This is a genomic window from Ectothiorhodospira haloalkaliphila ATCC 51935, assembly GCF_000633935.1.
Lineage (GTDB): Bacteria > Pseudomonadota > Gammaproteobacteria > Ectothiorhodospirales > Ectothiorhodospiraceae > Ectothiorhodospira > Ectothiorhodospira haloalkaliphila.
Genome location: NZ_KK214996.1, coordinates 410577 through 432827 on the forward strand (window position 1 = coordinate 410577; position 22251 = coordinate 432827).

General features: G+C 63.9%; 18 protein-coding genes. 13 read left to right on the forward strand and 5 right to left on the reverse strand.

The window, feature by feature from the left end; translation table 11 throughout:
• A partial coding sequence (gene istB / locus ECTHA_RS17020) for an IS21-like element helper ATPase IstB (protein ID WP_156946816.1) occupies positions 1–482 on the forward strand: 482 nt, incomplete at its 5' end.
• Positions 483–646: 164 nt separating this feature from the next.
• Here the strand turns inward: istB and ECTHA_RS0103695 are convergent.
• The 3 genes from ECTHA_RS0103695 to guaB all read right to left on the reverse strand — a co-directional run bounded on the left by ECTHA_RS0103695 (position 647) and on the right by guaB (position 4498).
• Positions 647–1147, reverse strand: coding sequence for a tyrosine-type recombinase/integrase (locus ECTHA_RS0103695; protein WP_025281312.1), 501 nt, complete (start codon positions 1145–1147; stop codon positions 647–649).
• A 300-nt stretch (positions 1148–1447) separates the two neighbouring features.
• Positions 1448–3028, reverse strand: coding sequence for a glutamine-hydrolyzing GMP synthase (gene guaA / locus ECTHA_RS20130; RefSeq protein WP_025281311.1), 1581 nt, complete (start codon positions 3026–3028; stop codon positions 1448–1450).
• A gap of 3 nt (positions 3029–3031) precedes the next feature.
• Positions 3032–4498: an IMP dehydrogenase gene (gene guaB, locus ECTHA_RS20135; protein ID WP_025281310.1), complete on the reverse strand. Its 1467-nt coding sequence runs from the start codon at positions 4496–4498 to the stop codon at positions 3032–3034.
• 97 nt (positions 4499–4595) lie between these two features.
• Here guaB and xseA point away from each other — a divergent pair, with 97 nt between their 5' ends.
• Positions 4596–5927 carry an exodeoxyribonuclease VII large subunit gene (xseA, locus tag ECTHA_RS0103710; protein WP_026623512.1) on the forward strand — a complete coding sequence of 444 codons (1332 nt, stop codon included), beginning with the start codon at positions 4596–4598 and terminating at the stop codon, positions 5925–5927.
• A gap of 424 nt (positions 5928–6351) precedes the next feature.
• On the opposite strand, the gene ECTHA_RS0103715 is transcribed toward xseA, so the two are convergent.
• On the reverse strand, positions 6352–7131 hold the full coding sequence (locus ECTHA_RS0103715; RefSeq protein ID WP_025281309.1) for an HAD family hydrolase: 780 nt from the start codon (positions 7129–7131) through the stop codon (positions 6352–6354).
• Positions 7132–7315: 184 nt separating this feature from the next.
• Between ECTHA_RS0103715 and dksA the strand changes: the two genes are divergently transcribed.
• From dksA to acs, 10 genes are all read left to right on the forward strand, one after another.
• Positions 7316–7771 (forward strand): RNA polymerase-binding protein DksA, encoded by a 456-nt coding sequence (dksA, locus tag ECTHA_RS0103720; protein WP_025281308.1) that lies wholly within the window; start codon positions 7316–7318, stop codon positions 7769–7771.
• 74 nt (positions 7772–7845) lie between these two features.
• Positions 7846–8751, forward strand: coding sequence for a tRNA glutamyl-Q(34) synthetase GluQRS (gluQRS, locus tag ECTHA_RS17025; protein WP_025281307.1), 906 nt, complete (start codon positions 7846–7848; stop codon positions 8749–8751).
• 15 nt (positions 8752–8766) lie between these two features.
• Complete coding sequence (locus tag ECTHA_RS17030) at positions 8767–9009, forward strand: hypothetical protein (protein ID WP_035369100.1); 243 nt, start codon at positions 8767–8769, stop codon at positions 9007–9009.
• Complete coding sequence (locus tag ECTHA_RS0103735) at positions 8999–11959, forward strand: sensor histidine kinase (protein ID WP_025281306.1); 2961 nt, start codon at positions 8999–9001, stop codon at positions 11957–11959. The genes ECTHA_RS17030 and ECTHA_RS0103735 overlap by 11 nt, the downstream gene beginning before the upstream one ends.
• Positions 11956–13278 (forward strand): sigma-54-dependent transcriptional regulator, encoded by a 1323-nt coding sequence (locus ECTHA_RS0103740; protein WP_025281305.1) that lies wholly within the window; start codon positions 11956–11958, stop codon positions 13276–13278. The genes ECTHA_RS0103735 and ECTHA_RS0103740 overlap by 4 nt, the downstream gene beginning before the upstream one ends.
• Before the next feature lie 161 nt (positions 13279–13439).
• Positions 13440–15365 carry a putative nucleotidyltransferase substrate binding domain-containing protein gene (locus tag ECTHA_RS0103745; RefSeq protein ID WP_238625048.1) on the forward strand — a complete coding sequence of 642 codons (1926 nt, stop codon included), beginning with the start codon at positions 13440–13442 and terminating at the stop codon, positions 15363–15365.
• A 136-nt stretch (positions 15366–15501) separates the two neighbouring features.
• Entirely contained in the window at positions 15502–15768 is a 267-nt protein-coding gene (locus ECTHA_RS0103750) for a DUF4212 domain-containing protein (RefSeq protein WP_026623515.1), read from the forward strand.
• A gap of 18 nt (positions 15769–15786) precedes the next feature.
• Positions 15787–17559: a sodium:solute symporter family protein gene (locus ECTHA_RS0103755; RefSeq protein ID WP_025281303.1), complete on the forward strand. Its 1773-nt coding sequence runs from the start codon at positions 15787–15789 to the stop codon at positions 17557–17559.
• Positions 17560–17768: 209 nt separating this feature from the next.
• Complete coding sequence (locus ECTHA_RS17035) at positions 17769–18836, forward strand: DUF294 nucleotidyltransferase-like domain-containing protein (RefSeq protein WP_025281302.1); 1068 nt, start codon at positions 17769–17771, stop codon at positions 18834–18836.
• 272 nt (positions 18837–19108) lie between these two features.
• Complete coding sequence (gene acs, locus ECTHA_RS0103765) at positions 19109–21052, forward strand: acetate--CoA ligase (RefSeq protein ID WP_025281301.1); 1944 nt, start codon at positions 19109–19111, stop codon at positions 21050–21052.
• Positions 21053–21159: 107 nt separating this feature from the next.
• Here the strand turns inward: acs and ECTHA_RS0103770 are convergent, their stop codons facing one another.
• Positions 21160–21759, reverse strand: a complete 600-nt coding sequence (locus tag ECTHA_RS0103770) for an NUDIX domain-containing protein (RefSeq protein ID WP_025281300.1) — start codon at positions 21757–21759, stop codon at positions 21160–21162.
• A 101-nt stretch (positions 21760–21860) separates the two neighbouring features.
• Between ECTHA_RS0103770 and ECTHA_RS0103775 the strand changes: the two genes are divergently transcribed.
• A complete protein-coding gene (locus ECTHA_RS0103775; protein ID WP_238625044.1) occupies positions 21861–22145 on the forward strand; it encodes a hypothetical protein in 285 nt (94 codons plus the stop codon).
• The last annotated feature ends 106 nt before the right edge of the window (positions 22146–22251 follow it).

The following is a 22251-nucleotide window of genomic DNA, read 5'->3' on the forward strand; positions in this document are numbered from 1 at the left end:
CCTGCCAGTGGGTGAAGGAACACCTCAATATCCTCATCACCGGCCCCACCGGGGTTGGCAAAACCTGGCTGGCCTGTGCCTTGGCCCATAAGGCCTGCCGAGAGGGACACACCGCCCACTACGTTCGTCTAACCCGTCTGTTGCGGGAGCTGAGCATCGCCAAGGGGGATGGTCAGTACGCAAAGCTTCTGGCCAACTTGGCCAAAGTGGATGTACTGATTCTCGACGACTGGGGGCTCATGAAACTCAATGCTGAAAACCGCCGTGACCTCCTGGAGGTGTTGGAAGACCGCCACGGCAGACGATCCACCATCGCCACCAGCCAACTGCCCATGGACCAATGGCACGACGTCATCGGTGATGCCACCCTGGCTGATGCCATTCTGGATCGCTTGGTTCACAACGCCTACAAGATCAATCTCAGAGGGGAGTCCATGCGAAAAACCCAGTCCAAGTTGACCGACACCGCAACGTCGGAGTAAGAAGGAAAACCCCGCGTCGCTACGCTCCGATGGGTGGCAGCTTTGCCCCGGTCCGGGTGGCAGGCTTCACGTGGAATGGGTGGCAACCTTCAGCGGTCTACGCACCGACATGCTCGATGGCAGCAGCGTTGGCGTGTAGGTGTCGCCCTCCACCCAGGCATCAATCATGTTCGCCCACTCCTGCAACATGTGACGACGCTGCTCGGCATACTCCGCCTTGTTGTACACGGCGCGTGACGAACGGTTGTCCTCGTGAGCCAGCGCCTTCTGAAGGCCGGCAGGATATCGCGGTCAATGACGTGCTTACGCATGGCCCGAGTGCTGTCGGCCATGCCGGAGGCCTCCAACCACACCTCGGTGAATTCCGCGAACGTCTTGGCACGGGACAGACGGCGTTTCTCCCGCTGCTTCTCCTGGGCGGGAGAGCGTCCTTCCTCCACAGCCTTGCGGGCATCCAGCAGACGATCCCGCGCCAGAGCCAGGGAAATACCGCCCGGCCCGTAGCGACCCAGAGTGAGGGTTTCGCGGCGGCCATTGAGGCGGTAGTCGTAACGGAAGGTGACGGTGCCGACCTTCGACACCGTCACGTACATGCCGTCGCGGTCGGAGACCTTGTAGGGCGCGGCTTTGGGCTTGAGTTTGCGTAGTGCTGTATCGGTCAACATATCAGGTTTCTCCTGTGTTTTTGCGGTTTGTTACCGTCAAGGGTCAGGAGCCCTGATGATGTCCCTAAGTTCTTGATTTCAAAAGAAGTCAGGGCGTAGTTTTACCGTCATGCCGAAAAAAGGCGTGACGGTAATTGGGAGAGTCTTAATTCCGGGAATTTGCGATACCGTCGCTTTTACCGACAAATGTTTCTGCTTGCCGCCGATAGCCACCGATAGGTAATGAGACGTAAATTTATATAAATCATGAAGTTACGCCACATTTCCGATAACCGCCGATAGTCCCCGAAAGACCTTATTTCACTCCCACTCGATGGTCGCCGGCGGCTTGCCGGAGATGTCGTAGGTGACCCGGGAGATGCCCTTGATCTCGTTGATGATGCGGCGCGACACCTTGTCCAGGAAATCGTAGGGCAGATGGGCCCAGCGGGCGGTCATGAAGTCGATGGTCTCCACGGCGCGCAGGGCCACCACATAGTCGTAGCGGCGACCGTCGCCCATCACGCCCACCGACTTCACCGGCAGGAACACGGCAAAGGCCTGGGACACCTTGTCGTACAGACCGGCGGCACGCAGTTCCTCGATGAAAATATGGTCGGCCCGACGCAGCAGGTCGGCATATTCCTTTTTCACCTGCCCCAGGATACGTACCCCAAGCCCAGGCCCCGGGAAGGGGTGACGGTAGACCATCTCCGTGGGCAGACCCAGTTCCACGCCGATGCGACGCACCTCGTCCTTGAACAGTTCGCGCAGGGGCTCCACCAGCCCCATCTTCATGGTCTCGGGCAGTCCGCCCACATTGTGGTGGGACTTGATCACATGGGCCTTGCCGGTCTTGGAGCCGGCAGACTCGATCACATCCGGGTAGATGGTGCCCTGGGCCAGCCAGCGGGCGTTGGTGAGCTTGCTGGCCTCCTCGTCGAAGACCTCCACAAACAGGCGGCCGATGATGCGGCGCTTTTCTTCCGGATCCGCCTCGCCTTCCAGGGCGGAGAGGAATCGATCTTCTGCATCGACGCGGATCACACGCACGCCCATGTGCCGTGCGAAGGTGGCCATCACCTGGTCACCCTCCTGATGACGGAGCAGGCCCGTATCCACGAATACGCAGGTGAGCTGATCGCCAATGGCCTTGTGCAACAGGGCCCCCACCACCGAAGAGTCCACGCCGCCGGAGAGACCCAGCACCACATGATCATCGCCCACCTGCTCACGCACGCGGGCGGTCATATCCTCGATGATGTTGCCGGCGGTCCAGAGGTTCTCGCAGCCGCAGATGTCGTGCACGAAGCGCGACAGGATGCGCTGCCCCTGGGTGGTATGGGTGACCTCCGGGTGGAACTGCACGCCATAGAAGCCCCGGACCTCATCGGCCATGCCGGCAATGGGAGCCGCCTCGGTGGAGGCCATGAGCTTGAAGCCCTCGGGCATCTGCGTGACCCGGTCGCCATGGGACATCCACACATCCAGCATCCCGAAGCCTTCCGGGGTGGTGTGATCCTCGATATCGGTGAGCAGGGGGGTATGGCCGTGGGCGCGCACCTGGGCATAACCAAACTCCCGGTGGTCCGACCCTTCCACGCATCCGCCCAGCTGGGCGGCCATGGTCTGCATGCCATAGCAGATGCCCAGCACCGGCACCCCCAGCTCGAACACGCATTGAGGCACCCCGGGCGGATCGCTCTCGTGCACCGACTCGGGGCCGCCGGAGAGGATGATGCCCGTGGGGGCGAAGTCCCGGATGGCCGCCTCGTCCATGTCCCAGGGGTGGATCTCGGAATACACCCCAGCCTCGCGAATGCGTCGCGCGATGAGCTGGGTGTACTGGGAACCGAAATCAATAATGAGAATGCGGTAGGCGTGGATATCGGCAGCGGTCATGAATCAATCCATCCGGTAGTTGGGGGCTTCCTTGGTGATCGCCACGTCGTGCACATGGCTCTCACGCATCCCCGCAGCAGTCACCCGCACAAAGCCGGGGCGCGTGCGCATCTCGTCGATGCTGGTGCAACCCACATAGCCCATGGAAGAACGCAACCCACCCACCAGTTGATGAATGATGGCCACAATGCTGCCCTTGTAGGGCACCCGGCCCTCGATCCCCTCCGGCACCAGCTTGTCCACGTTGGCGTTGCCCTCGTTGTCCTGGAAATAACGATCCGAGGACCCCTGCTGCATGGCACCCAGAGACCCCATGCCCCGGTAAGACTTGTAGGAACGGCCCTGGTAGAGCTCCACTTCGCCAGGGGCCTCCTCCGTGCCGGCAAACAGGCTGCCCAGCATCACCGAGTGGGCGCCGGCGGCCATGGCCTTGGCAAAGTCGCCGGAGAAGCGCACGCCGCCGTCGGCAATGAGCGGCACGTCCGTATCCTTGAGGGCCTGGCGAACGTTGTCGATGGCCGTAACCTGGGGCACCCCCACACCCGCAACGATACGCGTGGTGCAGATGGAGCCGGGGCCAATGCCCACCTTGACGGCATCGGCACCCGCATCCACCAGCGCCAGGGCAGCCTCACCGGTGGCGATGTTGCCGCCCACCACCTGCACATGCGGGAAGTGCTTCTTGACCCAGGCCACACGATCCAGCACACCCTGAGAATGGCCGTGAGCCGTGTCCACGATCACCACGTCCACGCCCGCATCCACCAGCGCCTCGCAGCGCTCCTCGGTGCCGGCCCCCACGCCCAGGGCAGCCCCCACCCGCAGACGCCCCTGTTCGTCCTTGCAGGCAATGGGGAAGTCGGTGGATTTCTGGATATCCTTCACGGTGATCATGCCGCGCAGGTGGAAGTCGTCGTTCACCACCAGTACCTTCTCGATGCGGTGCTCGTGCAGCAGATGCTGGACTTCCTCCCGATCGGCACCCTCGCGCACGGTGACCAGGCGTTCCTTGGGGGTCATGATCTGGGAGACGGGGGCATCCATGCGGGTTTCAAAACGCAGGTCGCGGCTGGTGACAATGCCCACCAGGTCCTTGCCACTGACCACCGGCACACCGGAGATGTCATTGGCACGGGTAATGGCCAGCACGTCGCGGATGCTGGTATCGGGCGCCACGATAATGGGATCGACGATCACGCCACTCTCGTATTTCTTGACGATGCGCACCTGATGCGCCTGAGCCTGGATGCTCATGTTCTTGTGAACGATGCCGATGCCGCCTTCCTGGGCAATGGCGATGGCCAGTCGGGCCTCGGTGACCGTGTCCATGGCGGCCGATACCAGGGGAATGTTCAGGGTGATGCCGCGGGTTAACCGCGTGCTGAGATCGACTTCCTTGGGCAATACCCTTGAGTGAGCGGGTAGCAGAAGGACGTCGTCGAAGGTGAGGGCTTCCTGGACGATGCGCATGATGATTCTCGGGAGGGGACGCGGTGGTTAATCTTCCCATTATAAGGATGCGGCCAGGGGTGGTAAACCTGAGCACCACTCTTGTATCTTTCCCGCCATGCCTGAAATCCTCACCGTCTCGGATCTGAACGAAGCCGTCCGCCAGCAACTGGAGAGCGGCTTTCCGCTGGTCTGGGTGGAAGGGGAACTCTCCAACCTGGCCCGCCCCGCCTCGGGGCACCTTTACTTCTCGCTGAAGGACAGTGGCGCCCAGGTCCGCTGCGCCCTGTTTCGCAATCGCGCCCGTCTGCTGGGGTTTCGTCCCGCCGATGGCACCCAGGTGCTGGCCCGGGCACGGGTAAGCCTGTACGCACCCCGGGGGGACTACCAGCTCATTGTCGAGCACATGGAGGAATCCGGGGATGGCGCCCTGCGCCGCGCCTTCGAGGCACTGCGCCGGAAACTCGAGGCCGAAGGCCTGTTCGACCCGGCCACCCGCCGGCCCATCCCCGCATTTCCCCGGCGCGTGGGCGTGATCACCTCCCCTTCCGGTGCCGCCATCCGCGACATCCTCTCGGTGCTCAGGCGCCGCTTCCCGGCCCTGCCGGTGCTGGTGTTCCCCGTGCCGGTGCAGGGCACCGAGGCCGCGCCGGCCATCGTCCGGGCCCTGGAACAGGCGGCTTGCCAGGGAGATTGCGATGTACTCATCCTGGCCCGGGGCGGCGGCTCCCTGGAGGACCTGTGGGCCTTCAACGAGGAATCGGTGGCCCGCGCCATCCGCGCCTGCCCCCTGCCGGTGGTCAGCGGCGTGGGGCACGAGACCGACGTGACCATTGCCGATTTTGCCGCCGACCTGCGGGCGGCCACCCCCTCGGCGGCCGCCGAACTGGTCAGCCCCAATGGCGATGATCTGCTGCGACGGGTGGCCCATGCCCGGGCCCTGCTGCAGGAGCGCATGGGGCGTCGACTCCATGCACTGCGCCTGCAACTGCAGGGCCTGGATCGCCACCTGCGCCAGCAGCATCCGGAGCGCCGCCTGCAGGATCGCAGCCAGCGCCTGGATGAGCTGGAACAGCGGCTGCACCACGCCATGGTGCGCCGGCAGCGGGATCATCGAACCCGGCTGCGTGTGCTCTGGTCGCGCCTGCAACGCACCTCGCCGGCGGCCCGCGTGCTGGCCGGACAGGAGCGCTGCGCGCAACTATCGCAGCGCCTGCACCGTGCCATGGACCTGCGCCTGGAACGCCTGAACACCCGCCTGACCGGCAACGCCCGCACCCTGCACACCGTCAGCCCCCTGGCCACCCTGGCCCGGGGCTACAGCATCCTGACGGATGAATCCGGCCAGGTGATCCGGTCGTCCACCCAGGTCCAGCCTAACCAGCGCCTGCAGGCCCGGCTGAGCGAGGGTGAGATCCAGTGCCGGGTGGAAGAGACCCGGGAACCCTGACTCCCATGGTAGCTGGCCTGCCAGCGAATCGCTCTTGTGGGAGCTGGCCTGCCAGCGAATCGCCGCGGCAGCGGCGCCCTGGGGAAGATCGTGCCCACCGCTCTTCGCGGCCGAGGGCCGCTCCCACAGGGAAATACCTTCAAGGCGGCTTCAGCCTCTGAAGCACTGGCTCTGGGCTACCGGGCGGCCTCTCGAAAAAGACTCCGATGTTTCCGGACCTCGGGGGGACCGGGTTCCTGTAAGCGGGCTTCAGCCGCAGGAAGCGGCTGCAGAGCCTACAGGGATGTATTCACGGCGTCCCGCTGGAAGGAATCCGGTTGCCCCGAGGTCCACCCCGCTCTCTGGCCTGAGGCGGCGGCCGAGGATTCACCCAATCGCGGCCGAGGGCCGCTCCCACAGGCACTGCGATAGGGAACAGCCAGCTTCAGGACTGTGCTGCACACCGCTCATGCAGGGCCTGGAGCCAGCCCAGGGTGACCAGGCCCTGATCAGGGCCCTCCCCTCGCAACGTCCGGCACGGCTGCCCTGGCTCACCCAGATGATCCAGCACCGCCAACGCGCCGGTAAAGTCCTCGTCGGCCGTGTAGCCATTGACCGTCACCACCGTGCCAATGCCCGCCCCCCGGGCAGCGGCGATGCCATGCCCCGAATCCTCGATGGCCAGGCATTCGGCAGGCGACAGATCCAGCCCCTCCAGCACATGATGATAGATATCCGGGGCCGGCTTCTTGTCCGGCACCACATCCCCGGCGCCGATCACCTGAAACCAGCCAATGGCGGCCTCACCGAGATTGGCCCGCAACAAGCCCTCCACATTGGCCGGCGAAGTGGTCGTGGCAATGGCCAGCCTCACCCCCGATGAACGCGCCTCCTGGAGCAACCGCTCCACACCCGGACGCAACGGGATGCGGCCCTCGGCCAGCATGGCCGCGAACCGGGCCGTCTTGCGGGCATGCAGATCCGCCACGAAGGCATCCATGTCCTCGGGTGGCTCGAATGTAGGGGCATCCTGTTGCAGGAAATACCGGATACGCTCCTTGCCACCGGTCACGGCCAGCAGCCCCGCGTAGCGTTCTTCCGACCAGTGCCAGTCCAGGCCGGCCTCGGCGAAGGCCTCGTTGAAGGCGACGCGATGCCCGTCGCGCTCCGTATCCGCCAGCGTTCCATCCACGTCCCAGATCAATGCGTTGAGTGATTGGGTCAAGGTGATCCCCCCTGGTCGACTAAAGATGCCCGGAAGATTACTATGTAAATCTGCGGGCCGATACCGGGGGCGCCCGCGTCCATCCATGCCCGCCCGGCTTCGCTCAGCCGGCATTTCGCTTGCACCCCTGGGGATTCTCTGGTATCTACATTCGCCTTTTGGACAGTCAGGAGTGTGCGCAGCGATGGCCTCCAGCAGCAATCAGCCCAACCAACCCGGCAAGATGTCCCGACCGGATGATGGAATTGCCCCTTACCAGCCCACGGAGGGCGAGGAGTACATGAATCGGGACCAGAAGGAGCACTTTCGCAATATCCTTCTGGCCTGGCGCCAGCAACTCATGGAGGAAGTGGACCGCACCGTAGGTCACATGAAAGAAGACGCCGCCAATTTCGCCGACCCCGCCGACCGCGCCACCCAGGAAGAGGAATTCAGCCTGGAACTGCGCACCCGTGACCGGGAGCGCAAGCTGATCCGCAAGATCGAGGAAGCCCTCACCGATCTGGACAACGGCGACTACGGTTACTGCGAGGCCTGTGGCGTGGAGATCGGCATCCGTCGTCTGGAAGCCCGCCCCACCGCCACCTTGTGCATCGACTGCAAGACCCTTCAGGAAATCAAGGAAAAGCAGATGGCCTGATGCCCCCTGGCGTCCCGCCTGCCGGCGGGACGCAAAAATGCCGCACACCGAGGCCCCCCGTATCGGGGCTCCCCATGGCTGAACCCTTGAAACCCGCCTACACAGGTCGTTTCGCCCCCTCCCCCACCGGTCCGCTGCATTTTGGCTCCCTGGTCGCCGCCGTGATCTCCTGGCTGGATGCCCGTGCCCATGACGGAACATGGCGGGTTCGCATGGAGGACCTGGACCCGCCTCGCGAGGAACCCGGCGCCGCTGACCGCATCCTGCGTACACTCGAAACCCATGGCCTTTACTGGGACGGCCCGGTGCTCTATCAAAGCACCCGGCTGAAGGCCTATGCCGATGCCATGCAGCACCTGCGGGAGCGGGGGTGGGCCTATGACTGCGGATGTACCCGCCGGGAGATCGCCGCATTGGCCCGGCAGGGGCTGGAAGGTCCCGTCTATCCGGGCACCTGTCGCCAGGGTCTGACCGCCGGCAAATCGCCCCGCGCCCTGCGGGTACGCACTCATGATGATCCCATCTGCTTCAACGATCGTGCCCAGGGAGAGGTGTGCCATCAGCTGGCCAGCCAGATCGGTGATTTCGTGATCCGAAGGGCCGACGGTCTCACCGCCTATCAACTGGCCGTGGTGGTGGACGATGCCTTCCAGGGGATCACCCATGTGGTCCGTGGCATTGACCTGCTGGCCTCGACGCCTCGGCAGATGCATCTGCAGTCCCTGCTCGGATATGCTCAGCCCGCCTATCTGCATCACCTGGTGGTGCTGGATCACGAGGGCATCAAGTTGTCCAAGCAAACCCATGCCCCGGCGGTGGATGATGAAACGCCGGTGGAGAACCTGCTGAAGGTCATGGACTTTCTGGGGTTGGACGGGGGCGAACCCGGGGCAGGCGTGGGGGAGGTACTGGCGCGTGCCCTGGCAGGGTACAACCCACCCGACTCACCCCTCCCCTCGAGGGAAAGAAGCCGGGGATGAGGGGACGGCGGGCACTTGGCCAAAACCGCCCGCATCCGGCATGCTTACGCCCTGCCACCCGTCACCATTGGTAACACCATGTCGGCCCTGGACAAGACCCTCATCCTGTTTTTGCTGGGCGTGCTGCTGTTCGCCTCGCCGCTGGTGGACTGGTGGTCGCGACCGGGGATGCCCTGGTATCTGCCGTATGCCCTCTGGGGCGGGCTCATCGGGGTGGGTATTCTGATCCAGTGGGGGCGCGGGCGCCATGATCTCTGAGATCGGCGTCCTTTATGCCGTCGGTGTGGCCTATCTGGCCCTGCTGTTCTTCATCGCCCATGCCACCGAACGGGGCTGGCTCCCCTCTGCCCTGGTACGCCATCCCATGGTCTACGTGCTCTCTTTGGGCGTGTATGCCACCACCTGGACCTATTACGGCAGCGTGGGCTTTGCCCAGAGCGAAGGTTACAACTATCTCACCATCTACCTGGGGGTGACCCTGGCCTTCATGCTGGCCCCCCTGCTGCTCGCCCCCATTCTCAGGCTGGTGCGCGACTATCAACTCACCTCCCTGGCGGACCTGTTCGCCTTTCGTTATCGCAGCCAGTGGACCGGCCTGCTGGTCACCCTGTTCATGCTGGCGGGAATCCTTCCCTACATTGCCCTGCAGATCAAGGCGGTGACCGACTCGGTCTCGGTGCTCACCCAGGAGGCGCCACCCCACCTGTTGGCCCTGGGTTTTTGCGCCACGCTGGGCCTGTTCGCCATCCTGTTTGGCGCCCGCCACATCACCCCGCGTGAGAAACACGAGGGCCTGGTGGTGGCCATTGCCTTTGAATCCGCCGTGAAGCTGGTGGCCCTGCTCATGGTGGGCGCCTTCGCCCTGTTCGGCATCTTTGGTGGCTGGAGCGGCCTCAATACCTGGCTGATGGAGCACCCCGAGGCCCTGGAGGCGCTCTATGAACCGGTGAGTGAAGGCCCCTGGTTCACCCTCATGCTGCTGGCCTTTGCCGCCGCCTTCCTGCTGCCCCGACAGTTCCACATGCTGTTCGTGGAAAATATGGATCCACGCGCCCTGCGGGTGGCCACCTGGGGCTTGCCCCTGTTCCTGCTGCTGCTCAATCTTCCCATTCCGCTCATCCTGTGGGCCGGTCAGGCTGCCGCCCTGGAAACCCCCGCGGATTACTTTGCGCTGGCACTGCCGGTGGATGGAGGTGCCAGCTGGCTGGCCCTGTTCACCTTCATTGGCGGGGTCTCCGCCGCCAGCGCCATGATGATCATCACCACCCTGGCCCTGGCCGCCATGTGCCTGAATCATCTCATCCTGCCCGCCCACGTGAATCAGCAAAGCCTGCCCCAGAGCAACCTGTACGGATGGCTGCTGTGGGGCCGGCGGTTGCTGATCCTGCTGATCATTGCCATGGGCTACGGCTTTTACTGGCTGCTGGAGTTCAACCAGGGCCTGGTGCAGGTGGGGCTGATCTCCTTCGTGGCCGTGGCCCAGTTCCTGCCTGGATACCTGGCCCTGTTGTTCTGGCCACGTGCCACCCGCATCGGCTTCATCGCCGGACTGCTGGGGGGCATCGCCGTCTGGATACTGGCGCTGATCATCCCGGTGATTCATGAGTCCGGCCTGCCCATGATCGATTTCAACCTGGCCGTGGTCATGGGGGCCGAGGACGAAAACCGCTGGGCCTTTGCCACCTTCTGGTCCCTGGCCCTCAACAGCCTGCTGTTCGTGATCGGCTCCCTGCTGACCCGTCCCACCCGGGAAGAAACCGAGGCAGCCCAGGCCTGTCGTCGGGAACAGCTATCACCGGCCGGCGTGACCTCCGATGCCCGTAACGTTGCGCAACTGGAATCCCACCTGGCCCAGGTGATCGGCCCCCAGACCGCGGGCCTGGAGATCCAGCGGGCTCTGCAGGACCTGGGCATGCAGCCCTCGGAGAAGCGACCCGGCGAGTTGCGCCGGCTGCGTACGCGCCTGGAGCGCAATCTGTCCGGGCTGATGGGTCCTTTGCTGGCGCGGATGATCGTGGACAATCAGTTGAACGTGGCCCCCCAGGCCCAGGTGGCCCTGGCCGACAGCCTGCGGTTCGTGGAGGAGCAGCTGGAGCATTCCACCGTGCGCCTGCGGGGCCTGGCGGCGGAACTGGACACCCTGCGTCGCTACCACCGCCAGGTGCTGCATGAACTGCCCCTGGGGGTCTGCTCCATCGACCCGGGCGGGGACATCCTCATCTGGAACAACACCATGGCCATGATCTCCGGGATCGACGCAGGACACGCCGTGGGCCAGCCCCTGAGTGCTCTCAAGGACCCTTGGGAAGGGGTGCTTCGCACCTTCATCAGTGGTGACGACAAACACCTCTACAAGCTGCAGATCTCCGTGGAGGGCCGCTACCGCTGGCTCAACCTGCACAAGGCAGCCATCGAGTCCCCGGCCGTGGACCGCTCGGCCGCCCATGGACTGGGTGGCATGGTGGTGCTGGTGGAGGACCTCACCGAACTGCACAACCTGGAGAGCGAGGTGGCCCATAATGACCGTCTGGCCTCCATTGGCCGCCTGGCCGCCGGGGTGGCCCACGAGATCGGCAACCCGCTCACCGGCATCACCTCCCTGGCCCAGAACCTGCGCTATGAGCAGGACCCCGCCGAGGTGGATCTCACCGTGAAACAGATCCTGGAACAGACCCGGCGCATCAATGATATCGTGCAGTCACTGATCACCTTCAGCCACGCGGGCGAGGCGCCCCGGCCCCTGCCGGTGACCGTGAACCTGAGGGACTGCGTGGAGGAGGCCCTGCAGTTGATCAAGCTCAGCGACGTGGGCCGCGAAGTCACCTGCGTCAATGAGGTGCCCAATGACCTGAAGGCCCGCGGCAACCATCAGCGGCTGCTGCAGGTCTTCGTCAACCTGGTGAATAATGCCCTGCAGGCCTCGATCCCCGGCGACCGCGTCGCCATCCGCGGCACCCGACTGCCTGGGGGCGTGGAGATCCACGTGGACGATGAAGGCGCCGGCATCCCCTCGGGCTTGCTGGACCAGATCTTCGAACCCTTTTTCACCACCAAGCCACCCGGGGAAGGCACGGGCCTGGGGCTCTCGGTGGTTTACAGCATCATTCAGGACCATGGCGGTCTGGTCTATGCCGACAGCCGTGCCCAGGGGGGCACGCGCTTCAGCATCCGGCTGCCGGCCATCGAAGAAGAGGAGACCATGGCTTGAACCGCATACTCATCGTCGAGGACGAGGCGGTGATCCGCCGCGCCCTGGGGCGCCTGCTGGAGCACGAGGGCTACCGGGTGGCCGAGGCCGACAGCCTCGCCAGGGCGCAGGAGCAATGCCAGCAGACCTGTTTCGACCTGGTCATCAGCGACCTGCGCCTGCCCGATGGTGAGGGCATCATCATGGTGGATCACTGCCCCGACACGCCCGTGCTGATCATGACCAGCTACGCCAGCGTGCGCTCGGCGGTGGAGGCCATGAAACACGGGGCCGCCGACTATATCGCCAAGCCCTTCGATCACGACGAGATGCTGCTGTGCGTGGCCCGCATCCTCAAGCAGCACCAGCTGGAACGTGAGAATGCCCAGTTGCACTCCCAGATCGGACAGGCCTATCCGGTGGAAGGCATGGTCGGGGAGTCGCAGGCCATGCAGCAGATCTGCAAGACCCTGGAAAAAGTGGCCCCCACCGACACCACCGTGCTGATTCGCGGCGAGTCGGGCACAGGCAAGGAACTGGTGGCCCGGGCCATCCACAAGAAGAGCCATCGCGCCAAGGCACCGCTGATCTCGGTGAACTGTGCCGCCATCCCCGAAGGACTCCTGGAATCGGAACTCTTCGGTCACGAAAAAGGCGCCTTCACCGGGGCCGGCCAGACCCGTCAGGGGCTGGCCGAGGCGGCCGATGGCGGCACCCTGTTCCTGGACGAAATCGGCGAACTGACCCCGGCCGCCCAGTCACGCCTGCTGCGGGTGCTCCAGGATGGCGAGATCCGACGGGTGGGCGCCACCGGCAGCCGCAAGGTGGACCTGCGCCTGCTGGCCGCCACCCATCGGGACCTGGAAACCATGGTGCGTGAGGGTGGTTTCCGGGAAGACCTGTACTACCGGCTGAAGGTCATGGAGGTGACCCTGCCAGCCCTGCGCGAGCGCCGCGAGGACATCTCAAGGCTGGCCGAATTCCTGCTGGACAAGGCCTGCCGACGACTCAAGCGGGGCACGATCAGGCTGGATCCATCGGCGCTGGAAGCCATGCAGGCCCATGCCTGGCCTGGCAACGTGCGCGAACTGGAGAACGCCATCGAACGTGCGGTCATCCTGGCCGACGGGGATTGCATCAAGCCCGAGCACCTCGCCCTCACGCCTCCCGTGGACAAGACCGACACCGCCAACAGCAGCCTGGAGGATTATTTCCGCCAGTTCGTGCTGGACAATCAGGCCCACATGACCGAGACCGAACTGGCCCGTCGTCTGGGCATCAGCCGCAAGGCCCTGTGGGAGCGTCGCACGCGCATGGGGATGCCCCGACCCAAGGGATGATCCGGCGGCGACCGCCAGCTGCTACCGAAGGTAACACCTGTTACCCGAGGTAACATCCCGAAACACACCATCCATTGCCAAGCTACTGTTTCCACAGGGAACACATACCAGGCACGATCCCTGCATTACCGGTTGCACAGCCACGGTTCATCCGGTTACGCATGCACACAGACCACAACAACGGCAGAGAGCGCCCCCAGGGTGTATTGATCCCGGTGATGGAATTCCTGGGGCGTCATTCGCCGTTCGACCAGATGGATCTGGTGCATCTGGAGTTCCTTGCCAAGCGCCTGAAGCTGGTCTTTTACGCCCGCGATGAGCAGGTGACTTCCCCCCAGATGGGGCCGGCCAATCGCTTTTACATCATCAAGCAGGGCCGGGTGCTGGGCGAGCCGGTGGACGAAGACGGCAACGTGATCAACACCGCCTGGGAACTGAGCCCCGGGGAATGCTTCCCGGTGGGCGCCCTGGTGGGGCGGCGCGCCGTGCGTACACGCTACCGGGCAGCGGAAGACACCTTCTGTTTCGAACTGGACCGGGAAGACTTCAACAAGCTGTTCAAGATGTCCTCGGAGTTCCAGGACTTCTGCACCCGCCGTCTGGCCAACCTGCTGGACAAGGTGCGGCGTCAGGTTCAGTCCAGTGCCGCCGCCGGACTGGGTGGCGACACCTCGCTGAACATCACCCTGGGGGAGCGCGTGCGCCGCGAGCCGGTGGTCTGCCGGCCCGAGACCCGCATCCGCGAGGCCCTGCAGACCATGGATGATGAGCGCGTGGGCAGCGTGGTCATCACCGACGATGATCGACGCCCCCTGGGCGTGTTCACCCTGCATGATCTTCTCAACCGCGTGTCGCTGCCCGAGGTGGGGCTGGATCAGCCCATCAGCGCCGTGATGACACGGGATCCGATCACCCTGCCCCCCAAGTCCTTCGCCTTCGAGGCGGCCATGCTCATGGCCAGCCACGGCTTCCACCACTTGTGCATCGTGGAGCGGGGACGGCTCACCGGCGTGATCTCCGAGCGGGACCTGTTCTCCCTGCAGCGGGTGGGCCTGGTGAATCTGAGCCGGTCGGTGAGTGGCGCCGAGGATGTGGCCACGCTGACCCGCCTGGGTCGGGACGTGCACCTGCTGGTGGGGCAGATGATCGCCCAGGGGGTGCGCGTGGATCAGATCACCCAGATCATCACCCTGCTCAACGACCAGATCACCCGCCGGGTGATCCAGATCTGCCGGCGGGACGAGGGTACGGATATCCCCGAATTCGACTGGCTGGCCTTTGGCAGCGAGGCCCGGCAGGAACAGACCCTGAAGACGGACCAGGACAATGGCATCGTCTTCCTGCCTCCGGATGGCATGACTGCCGATGAGGCCCGCAAGCGCCTGCTGCCCCTGGCCCAGCGCATCAATCAGGCCCTGGACCAATGCGGCTACCCCCTGTGCCGCGGCAATGTGATGGCCTCCAACCCGGAATGCTGTCTCACCCCCGAGGAATGGCGTCAACGCTTCACCCAGTGGGTGGATCAGGGCACCCCCAAGCATCTGCTCAATGCCAATATCTATTTCGATTTCCGGGTCATCCTCGGCAGCGAGGGCCCCGCCGAGGAACTGCGCCAGTGGTTCCTGGAAAAGACATCCAAAAACAGTCGCTTCCGACGCCAGATGGCGGAAAACGCGCTGCGCCTGAGGCCCCCCCTGGGGCTGTTCGGAGACTTCAAGGTCACCTCCCGGGGCGATTACCCACGCAGCCTGGACATGAAGGTGAATGGTGCCACCCCCATCGTTGATGTGGCCCGGATCTATGCCCTGGCCCACAGCATCCCGGAGGTGAACACCAGCCGGCGCCTGGAAGCCTGTGTGGAGGCCGGCGTGCTCAAGCGCGAGGATGTGGCCGCCTGGCTCAACGCCTATCACTACATCCAGCTCCTGCGCATGCGCACCCATCAGGACCAGGAGCAGGCTGGGCAGACCCTGAGCAATTTCGTCAACCCGGAGCGACTCGACGAACTGGAGCGGCGCATTCTCAAGGAAGCCTTCCGGCAAGTGCGCAAGCTTCAGTCACGGCTGGCACTGGACTACCAGCTTTGACACCCATGGGCCATATCACAAGAGCCCGAACACCCGCTGACAATGGTTGAACAAAAAGTGAACGATGGAGGATTTACCGAGTGATGCAATACAAGCAAGTGGTAAAAAACCAAGCCTTTGATAGGAGGAGTGCCGAATGAACACAAAACTGCAGGAACAAAGAACGGCCTACTGGAAGGCCAACGTTCGCATCCTGGTGGGCTGCATGACCGTATGGTTCATTGCGGGATACATCCTGCCCATCTTCCTGGCACCGGTGCTGAACATGGTGTCGTTGGGTGGTTACCCGCTGGGCTTCTGGATGGCACAACAGGGAGCGATCTACGTCTTCCTGATGCTGATCTTCTTCTATGCCTGGCGCATGAACAAGCTGGACCGTCAGTTCGACGTCCACGAAGAATAAGACTGGGGGACCAAGATTATGGATTTGAAACTCATGATATGGCTGGTGGTCGGCGCGACATTCGCGCTGTACATCGGCATTGCCATCTGGGCCCGCGCGGGTAGCACGGGCGAATTCTACGTGGCCGGCAAGGGGGTGAACCCGGTCGCCAACGGTATGGCCACTGCGGCGGACTGGATGTCGGCGGCCTCCTTCATCTCCATGGCGGGCCTGATCGCCTTCCTGGGGTACAGCGGTTCGGTCTACCTCATGGGTTGGACCGGCGGTTACGTGCTCATGGCGCTGCTGCTCGCTCCGTACCTGCGCAAGTTCGGCAAGTTCACGGTGCCCCAGTTCGTGGGTGACCGGTTCTACTCGAACACGGCACGTATCGTGGCGGTGATCTGCCTGCTGGTGATCTCCATCACCTACGTGATCGGGCAGATGCGTGGCGTGGGTATCGCCTTCTCGCGCTTCCTGGAGGTGGACCTGCTCTGGGGCCTGATCGCCGGCATGACCGTGGTGTTCATCTACGCCGTGCTTGGCGGCATGAAGGGCATCACCTACACCCAGATCGCCCAGTACGTGGTGATGATCTTCGCCTACACCGTGCCCGCCGTGTTCATCTCCCTGCAGCTGACCGGGCACTTCCTGCCGCAGACCGGCCTGGGCGGTACGCTCAGCGGCCAGGACGGCGTTTACCTGCTCACCGCCCTGGACAACGTCCTGGTGGACCTGGGCTTCACGCAATACACCACCAGTGAAGCATTCAGCACGCTGAACATGTTCCTGCTGACCATGGCGCTGATGATCGGTACCGCGGGCCTGCCCCACGTGATCATCCGCTTCTTCACCGTGCCCCGCGTGCGTGACGCCCGCAAGTCCGCTGGCTGGGCCCTGGTGTTCATCGCCATCCTGTACACCACCGCCCCTGCCGTGGGTGCGATGGCCATGTACAACATCATCAACACCCTGCACCCCGGCGGCGTGGGCAACACCGCCGAGGCCATGGTGTACGACGAGCGTCCCGACTGGATGCGCACCTGGGAAGACACCGGCCTGATGGAATTCCAGCAGCAAGGTGAAGGTGAGCGGGTTCACTACTACAATCCAGCCAACCCGCCGGCCTGGGCCGACGATGTGGAAGGTCAGGGCTACCGTCTGGAACGCTTTGACCGGGATATCCTGGTGCTCGCCAACCCTGAAATCGCTGGCCTGCCCAACTGGGTGATCGCGCTGGTGGCGGCAGGGGGTATCGCCGCAGCACTGTCCACGGCAGCGGGTCTGTTGCTGGCCATATCATCGGCCATCTCTCATGACCTGTTGAAGGGCGTATTCATGCCCAACATATCGGAGAAACGGGAGCTCCTGGCCGGGCGCCTGGCCATGGTGGGTGCCATCCTGCTGGCCGGTTACCTGGGGCTTAATCCACCAGGCTTCGCGGCCGAGGTGGTGGCACTGGCCTTCGGTCTGGCGGCCGCCACGCTGTTCCCCGTGCTGATGATGGGCATCTTCTACAAGCGGATGAACAAGCAGGGCGCCATCACCGGCATGCTGGTGGGCCTGTTCGCCACCCTGACGTACATCTTCTTGTTCAAGGGCTTCCTGTTCCTGCCGGGTACGGCCCTGCTGCCGGACAACCCGGACGGCTGGATCTTCGGCATCTCGCCCCAGGGCTTTGGCACCATCGGCGCCATCCTGAACGTGATCGCCGCAGTGATCGTGTCCAAGTTGACGGCCCCGCCGCCGAAGGAGATCCAGGACCTGGTGGAAAGCGTGCGCGTGCCGCGTGCCGACGCCGCCTCTTCCTGATCGAAAGCCCGCGTTGCCCTGCAACGTTGAAAGGAAGTGACATCGCAAGGACCGGGGCCCCGTTCGCGGGGCCCCTCGCTTTTGCTGCAACGCAGCGGTAGGATCTTGCCTTCAGGTCATGACATCCGTGCCCTGAAGGCAGGGTCTTCCGTCCCCAGTTAACCGGAGGAGTCGACCCATCGATACACTCAGCCCCACCCTCGTAACGCATGCACGACCTGGCGCTGCCCACCGAGCCCATGCTGACGCAGATCCTGCAAGCACCGGATCATGCGGCGCTGCGCACCCTGGCCGCGGGCATGCCGAGGCTGCAGATGCAATGGGTGGACCAGGGCGCCACAGGGGATCAGGTGGGACAGCGCATCTCCGCCTTCAGCGACGCCCTCACCCGTCGCGCCATCGAACTGGCCGAGACGGAACTGGGCCCCGCGCCCATGGGGTTTGCCTGGGTGGCCTGCGGCTCCCAGGGGCGATGCGAACAGACGGTACACACCGATCAGGACAATGCCCTGATCCTGGCACGCCCCCCCACGGCTGCCGAACGGGACCACTTTCATCGGTTGGCGGAGCGGGTCACCGGGGATCTGGACAGCTGCGGTCTGCACCTGTGCATCGGAGGCGTCATGGCCCGCAACGAGGACTGGCAGCAGCCCGTGGCCGTCTGGCAGCGGTATTTTCTGGACTGGATACGCAGCCCGGCCCTCAAGTCGGTGATGCTGGCGCAGAATTTCCTGGATCTGCGCACGATCCACGGAGACCCCTCGCTGCTACGCGCGGTGCGGGAACGGGTGACCCCCGAGGCACGCAACAGCACCTGGTTCATCTCCACCATGGCCCGCGAGGCACTCAAGGACAGCCCCCCACGCAGCCCGCTGTGGCGCCTGGGGCTGAGATGCCCGGCCTTTTGGTTCACGCGGGCCAGGCCACTGGATCTCAAACGCAGGGGCATCATGCCCATCGTCAGCCTGGCGCGACTGCTGGCGGTGGCCCATGGCCTGGCCGAACTGCATACGCGCGAACGCCTGGAAGCCACCATCAGGCTGGGCACCATCAGCCCATCTGCAGGGGAGGAACTGATACGGGCCTGGGATCTGATCACCACACTCCGGGTCCGTCAGCACGCCCGCCTCATTCGTGCGAAGAGGCCGCTGGACAACCGGGTCGAAAGCGGGGAGTTTTCCGCCGACGAACGCAAGCGGCTATGCCGGGCCTTTGCTCAAGTGCGCTTCATGCAGCGCAGCATCGGCCGGCATTATCTGGGGGGGCTGCCCACCTGACTCTAATGCATCACGGCGGTGAGTCACCCCCGATGATGAAAGATACGATCCAAGCCCCTCTCCCCTGCGGGGAGAGGGGTTGGGGTGAGGGGCAAGAGCCGGCCCGGACCCCTGCCCACCCGGAATCGTCGACACTTGCCCTATGCAGCAAGTCGGGATAGTCAGCACCGGGCTGGCGCGTTATGCTTGACCGCCAAGAAGTTATAATGACGAATTAGCCGATTCATCGGCCCGATTTCATTCAATTCCATGCATTAGCAGGAGGAGATCTCATGTCGGAAGTGAAGGTTCACGAAGTACCCAAGGACTTTGCCGCCAAGGCCAATGTGAACGCCGAGCAGTACGAGGCCATGTATCGGCAATCCGTCGACAACCCGGACACTTTCTGGGCCGAGCAGGCCGAGAAATACCTCACCTGGTTCAAGAAATGGGACACGGTTCGCTCGGGCTCCTTCGAGGACGAGGCGCGGGTCACCTGGTTCCAGGGTGGCAAGCTCAACGTGGCCTACAACTGCCTGGATCGGCACCTGGACACCCGGGGTGATCAGGCCGCCATCATCTGGGAAGGCGACGACCCCTCCGACGACCGCACCATCACCTATCGTGAACTGCACGAAGAGGTGTGCAAGTTCGCCAATGTGCTCAAATCCAAGGGCGTGAAAAAGGGTGACCGGGTTTCCATCTACCTGCCCATGATCCCCGAGGCCGCCGTGGCCATGCTGGCCTGTGCCCGCATTGGTGCCGTGCACTCCATTGTCTTCGGCGGCTTCTCCCCCGACGCCCTGCGCGACCGCATCCAGGACGCCGAAGCCAAGGTACTGATCACCTCCGACCAGAGCCTGCGTGGTGGCCGCAAGGTGCCCTTGAAGGGCAACGCCGACAAGGCTGCCGCCCAATGCCCCAGCATTTCCACCATGGTCGTGGTCAAGCGCGGTGGCGAGCCGGTGGAATGGAAGGAAGGTCGGGATGTCTGGTATCACGAGGAACTGGCCAATGCCAGCGCCGATTGCCCCGCCGAGGAAGTGGACGCCGAAGATCCGCTGTTCATCCTTTACACCTCCGGCTCCACCGGCAAGCCCAAGGGCGTGATGCACACCACCGGCGGCTACCTGCTGCAGGCGGCCATGACCCACAAGATGGTGTTCGACTACAAGGACGGCGAAGTCTACTGGTGCACCGCCGACGTGGGCTGGGTGACCGGCCACACCTATATCCTGTACGGCCCGCTGGCCAATGGTGCCAAGAGCCTGATGTTCGAAGGTGTACCCAACTACCCGGACAACGGCCGCTTCTGGCAGGTGTGCGACAAGCACAACGTGAACATCTTCTACACCGCCCCCACCGCCATCCGCATGCTGATGGGTGCCGGTGATGACTTCGTGACCAAGCACAAGCGCTCCAGCCTGCGCCTGCTGGGCACCGTGGGCGAGCCCATCAACCCGGAAGCCTGGGAGTGGTATCACCGGGTGGTCGGCGATGGCCGTTGCCCCATCGTGGATACCTGGTGGCAGACTGAAACCGGTGCTCACATGATCGCCAACCTGCCCGGCGCCGTGGACATGAAGCCGGGTTCGGCCACCAAGCCCTTCTTCGGCGTGGAGCCTCTGCTGGTGGACGACAAGGGCAACGAAATCACCGAAAGCCCGGCCGAGGGCAACCTGTGCATCCGCCATTCCTGGCCTGCCCAGATGCGCACCCTCTGGGGCGACCACAAGCGCTTCGTGGAAACCTACTTCAGCATCTACCCGGGCCTGTACTTCACCGGTGATGGCGCTCGCCGGGATGCCGATGGCTACTACTGGATCACCGGGCGCGTGGATGACGTGCTGAATGTCTCCGGTCACCGCCTGGGTACCGCCGAGATCGAATCTGCCCTGGTGCTGCATCCCAAGGTGGCCGAGGCGGCCGTGGTGGGTTACCCCCACGACATCACCGGTCAGGGCATCTATGCCTACGTGACCCTGATGTCCGGCGAGCAGGGCGACGATGCCCTGGTGAAGGAGTTGATCAAGCTGGTGAGGGACGAGATCGGCCCCATCGCCAAGATCAACCTGCTGCAGTTCGCCCCCGGCCTGCCCAAGACCCGCTCCGGCAAGATCATGCGCCGCATCCTGCGCAAGATCGCCGCCAATGAGCTGGAAAACCTGGGTGACACCTCCACCCTGGCCGATCCGGACGTGGTGAACGTGCTGATCGACAACCGTCTGAACTCCTAACCGTCTGAACTCCTAAGACGACAAGAGGGGCCGACCCATGGGGGTCGGCCCCTCTTCTTTACGGCAGCCATCGTAACTGCCGGTCTGGCGGCATGCCGATCCTCGAGCTAGCCGCTCCCCCATCTCTCCTGCAACATCTCCCGATTCAGCCGCAACCACTGCAGTGCAATGATCGGGAAAGCCGTGTCCACCTGCTGGCGATCCAGCCAATCGAAGGCCTCGTCCGCCGGCAGCACATGGGTGCGGATCTCTTCGCCCTCCTCCACCAGGCCATGAATGCCGCTCCTGGCGGCCGATAGATCTGCCTGGCCCACATAGACCGAGATACGCTCATCGGAACTGCCCGGGGTGGAGAAATACTCGTGCGCAAGCACCAGCTCGCCCAGGGAGCAATCGGCTTCCTCCAGGGCCTCACGGCGGGCCACGTCCTCGGCGCGCTCCCCCGGTTCGATCAGGCCGGCGATGGTCTCCATGAGCCAGGGGCCGTGAGGTGACTCGATGGCCCCCACCCGGAACTGTTCCACCAGCAGCACCCGATCCGTATCCGGGTCATAGGGCAGCACGGCCGCTGCCGGGCCACGGCGAATCAATTCCCGCTCCACCACCAGCGGCTCCCCGCCGGCAAAGCGTCCATGACTCAGGCGCAGCCGACACAACTTGAAGAAGCCCTGGTAGAGGTCTTCCACCTTGAGGATGTCCCATTTCATGTGATTCGGGTACCTTGGTTTTTCTTCTTTGATTATGGGGCACAGCGGGCACCATGGCATCCCCGGGCAGCATCGGTATACTTATACCCATGGACAGACTCATGAAACTGCTCAGCCCCCTCATTGGCCAGCAAGCCGTGGTGGATGGCATCCGCTGTCAGGTGATCGAGATCCTCGACACCGACCCCGAACCTCGACTGGTGGTGGGCGAGGTGGCGGGCCATCATGTGATCCAGCCCGACCAGCACGGTGAACCACACCGACGTGTGGAACGCACCTTCACCCTGCCCCTGCTCAATGACGATCACAGCGACATCCACCCCGTGATCCAGACCCTGGCCGGTGACGACCGGGTGGCCGAACTGCGGCGCGTCCTGAAGGGGTGACGCCCCGGTGATGGATCAATCGAGCCCCTCTCCCTGCGGGGAGAGGGGTTGGGGTGAGGGGCGAAGACCGGCAAGCTGCCTGCCCCACCCCCCCCCCCCCCGCCCC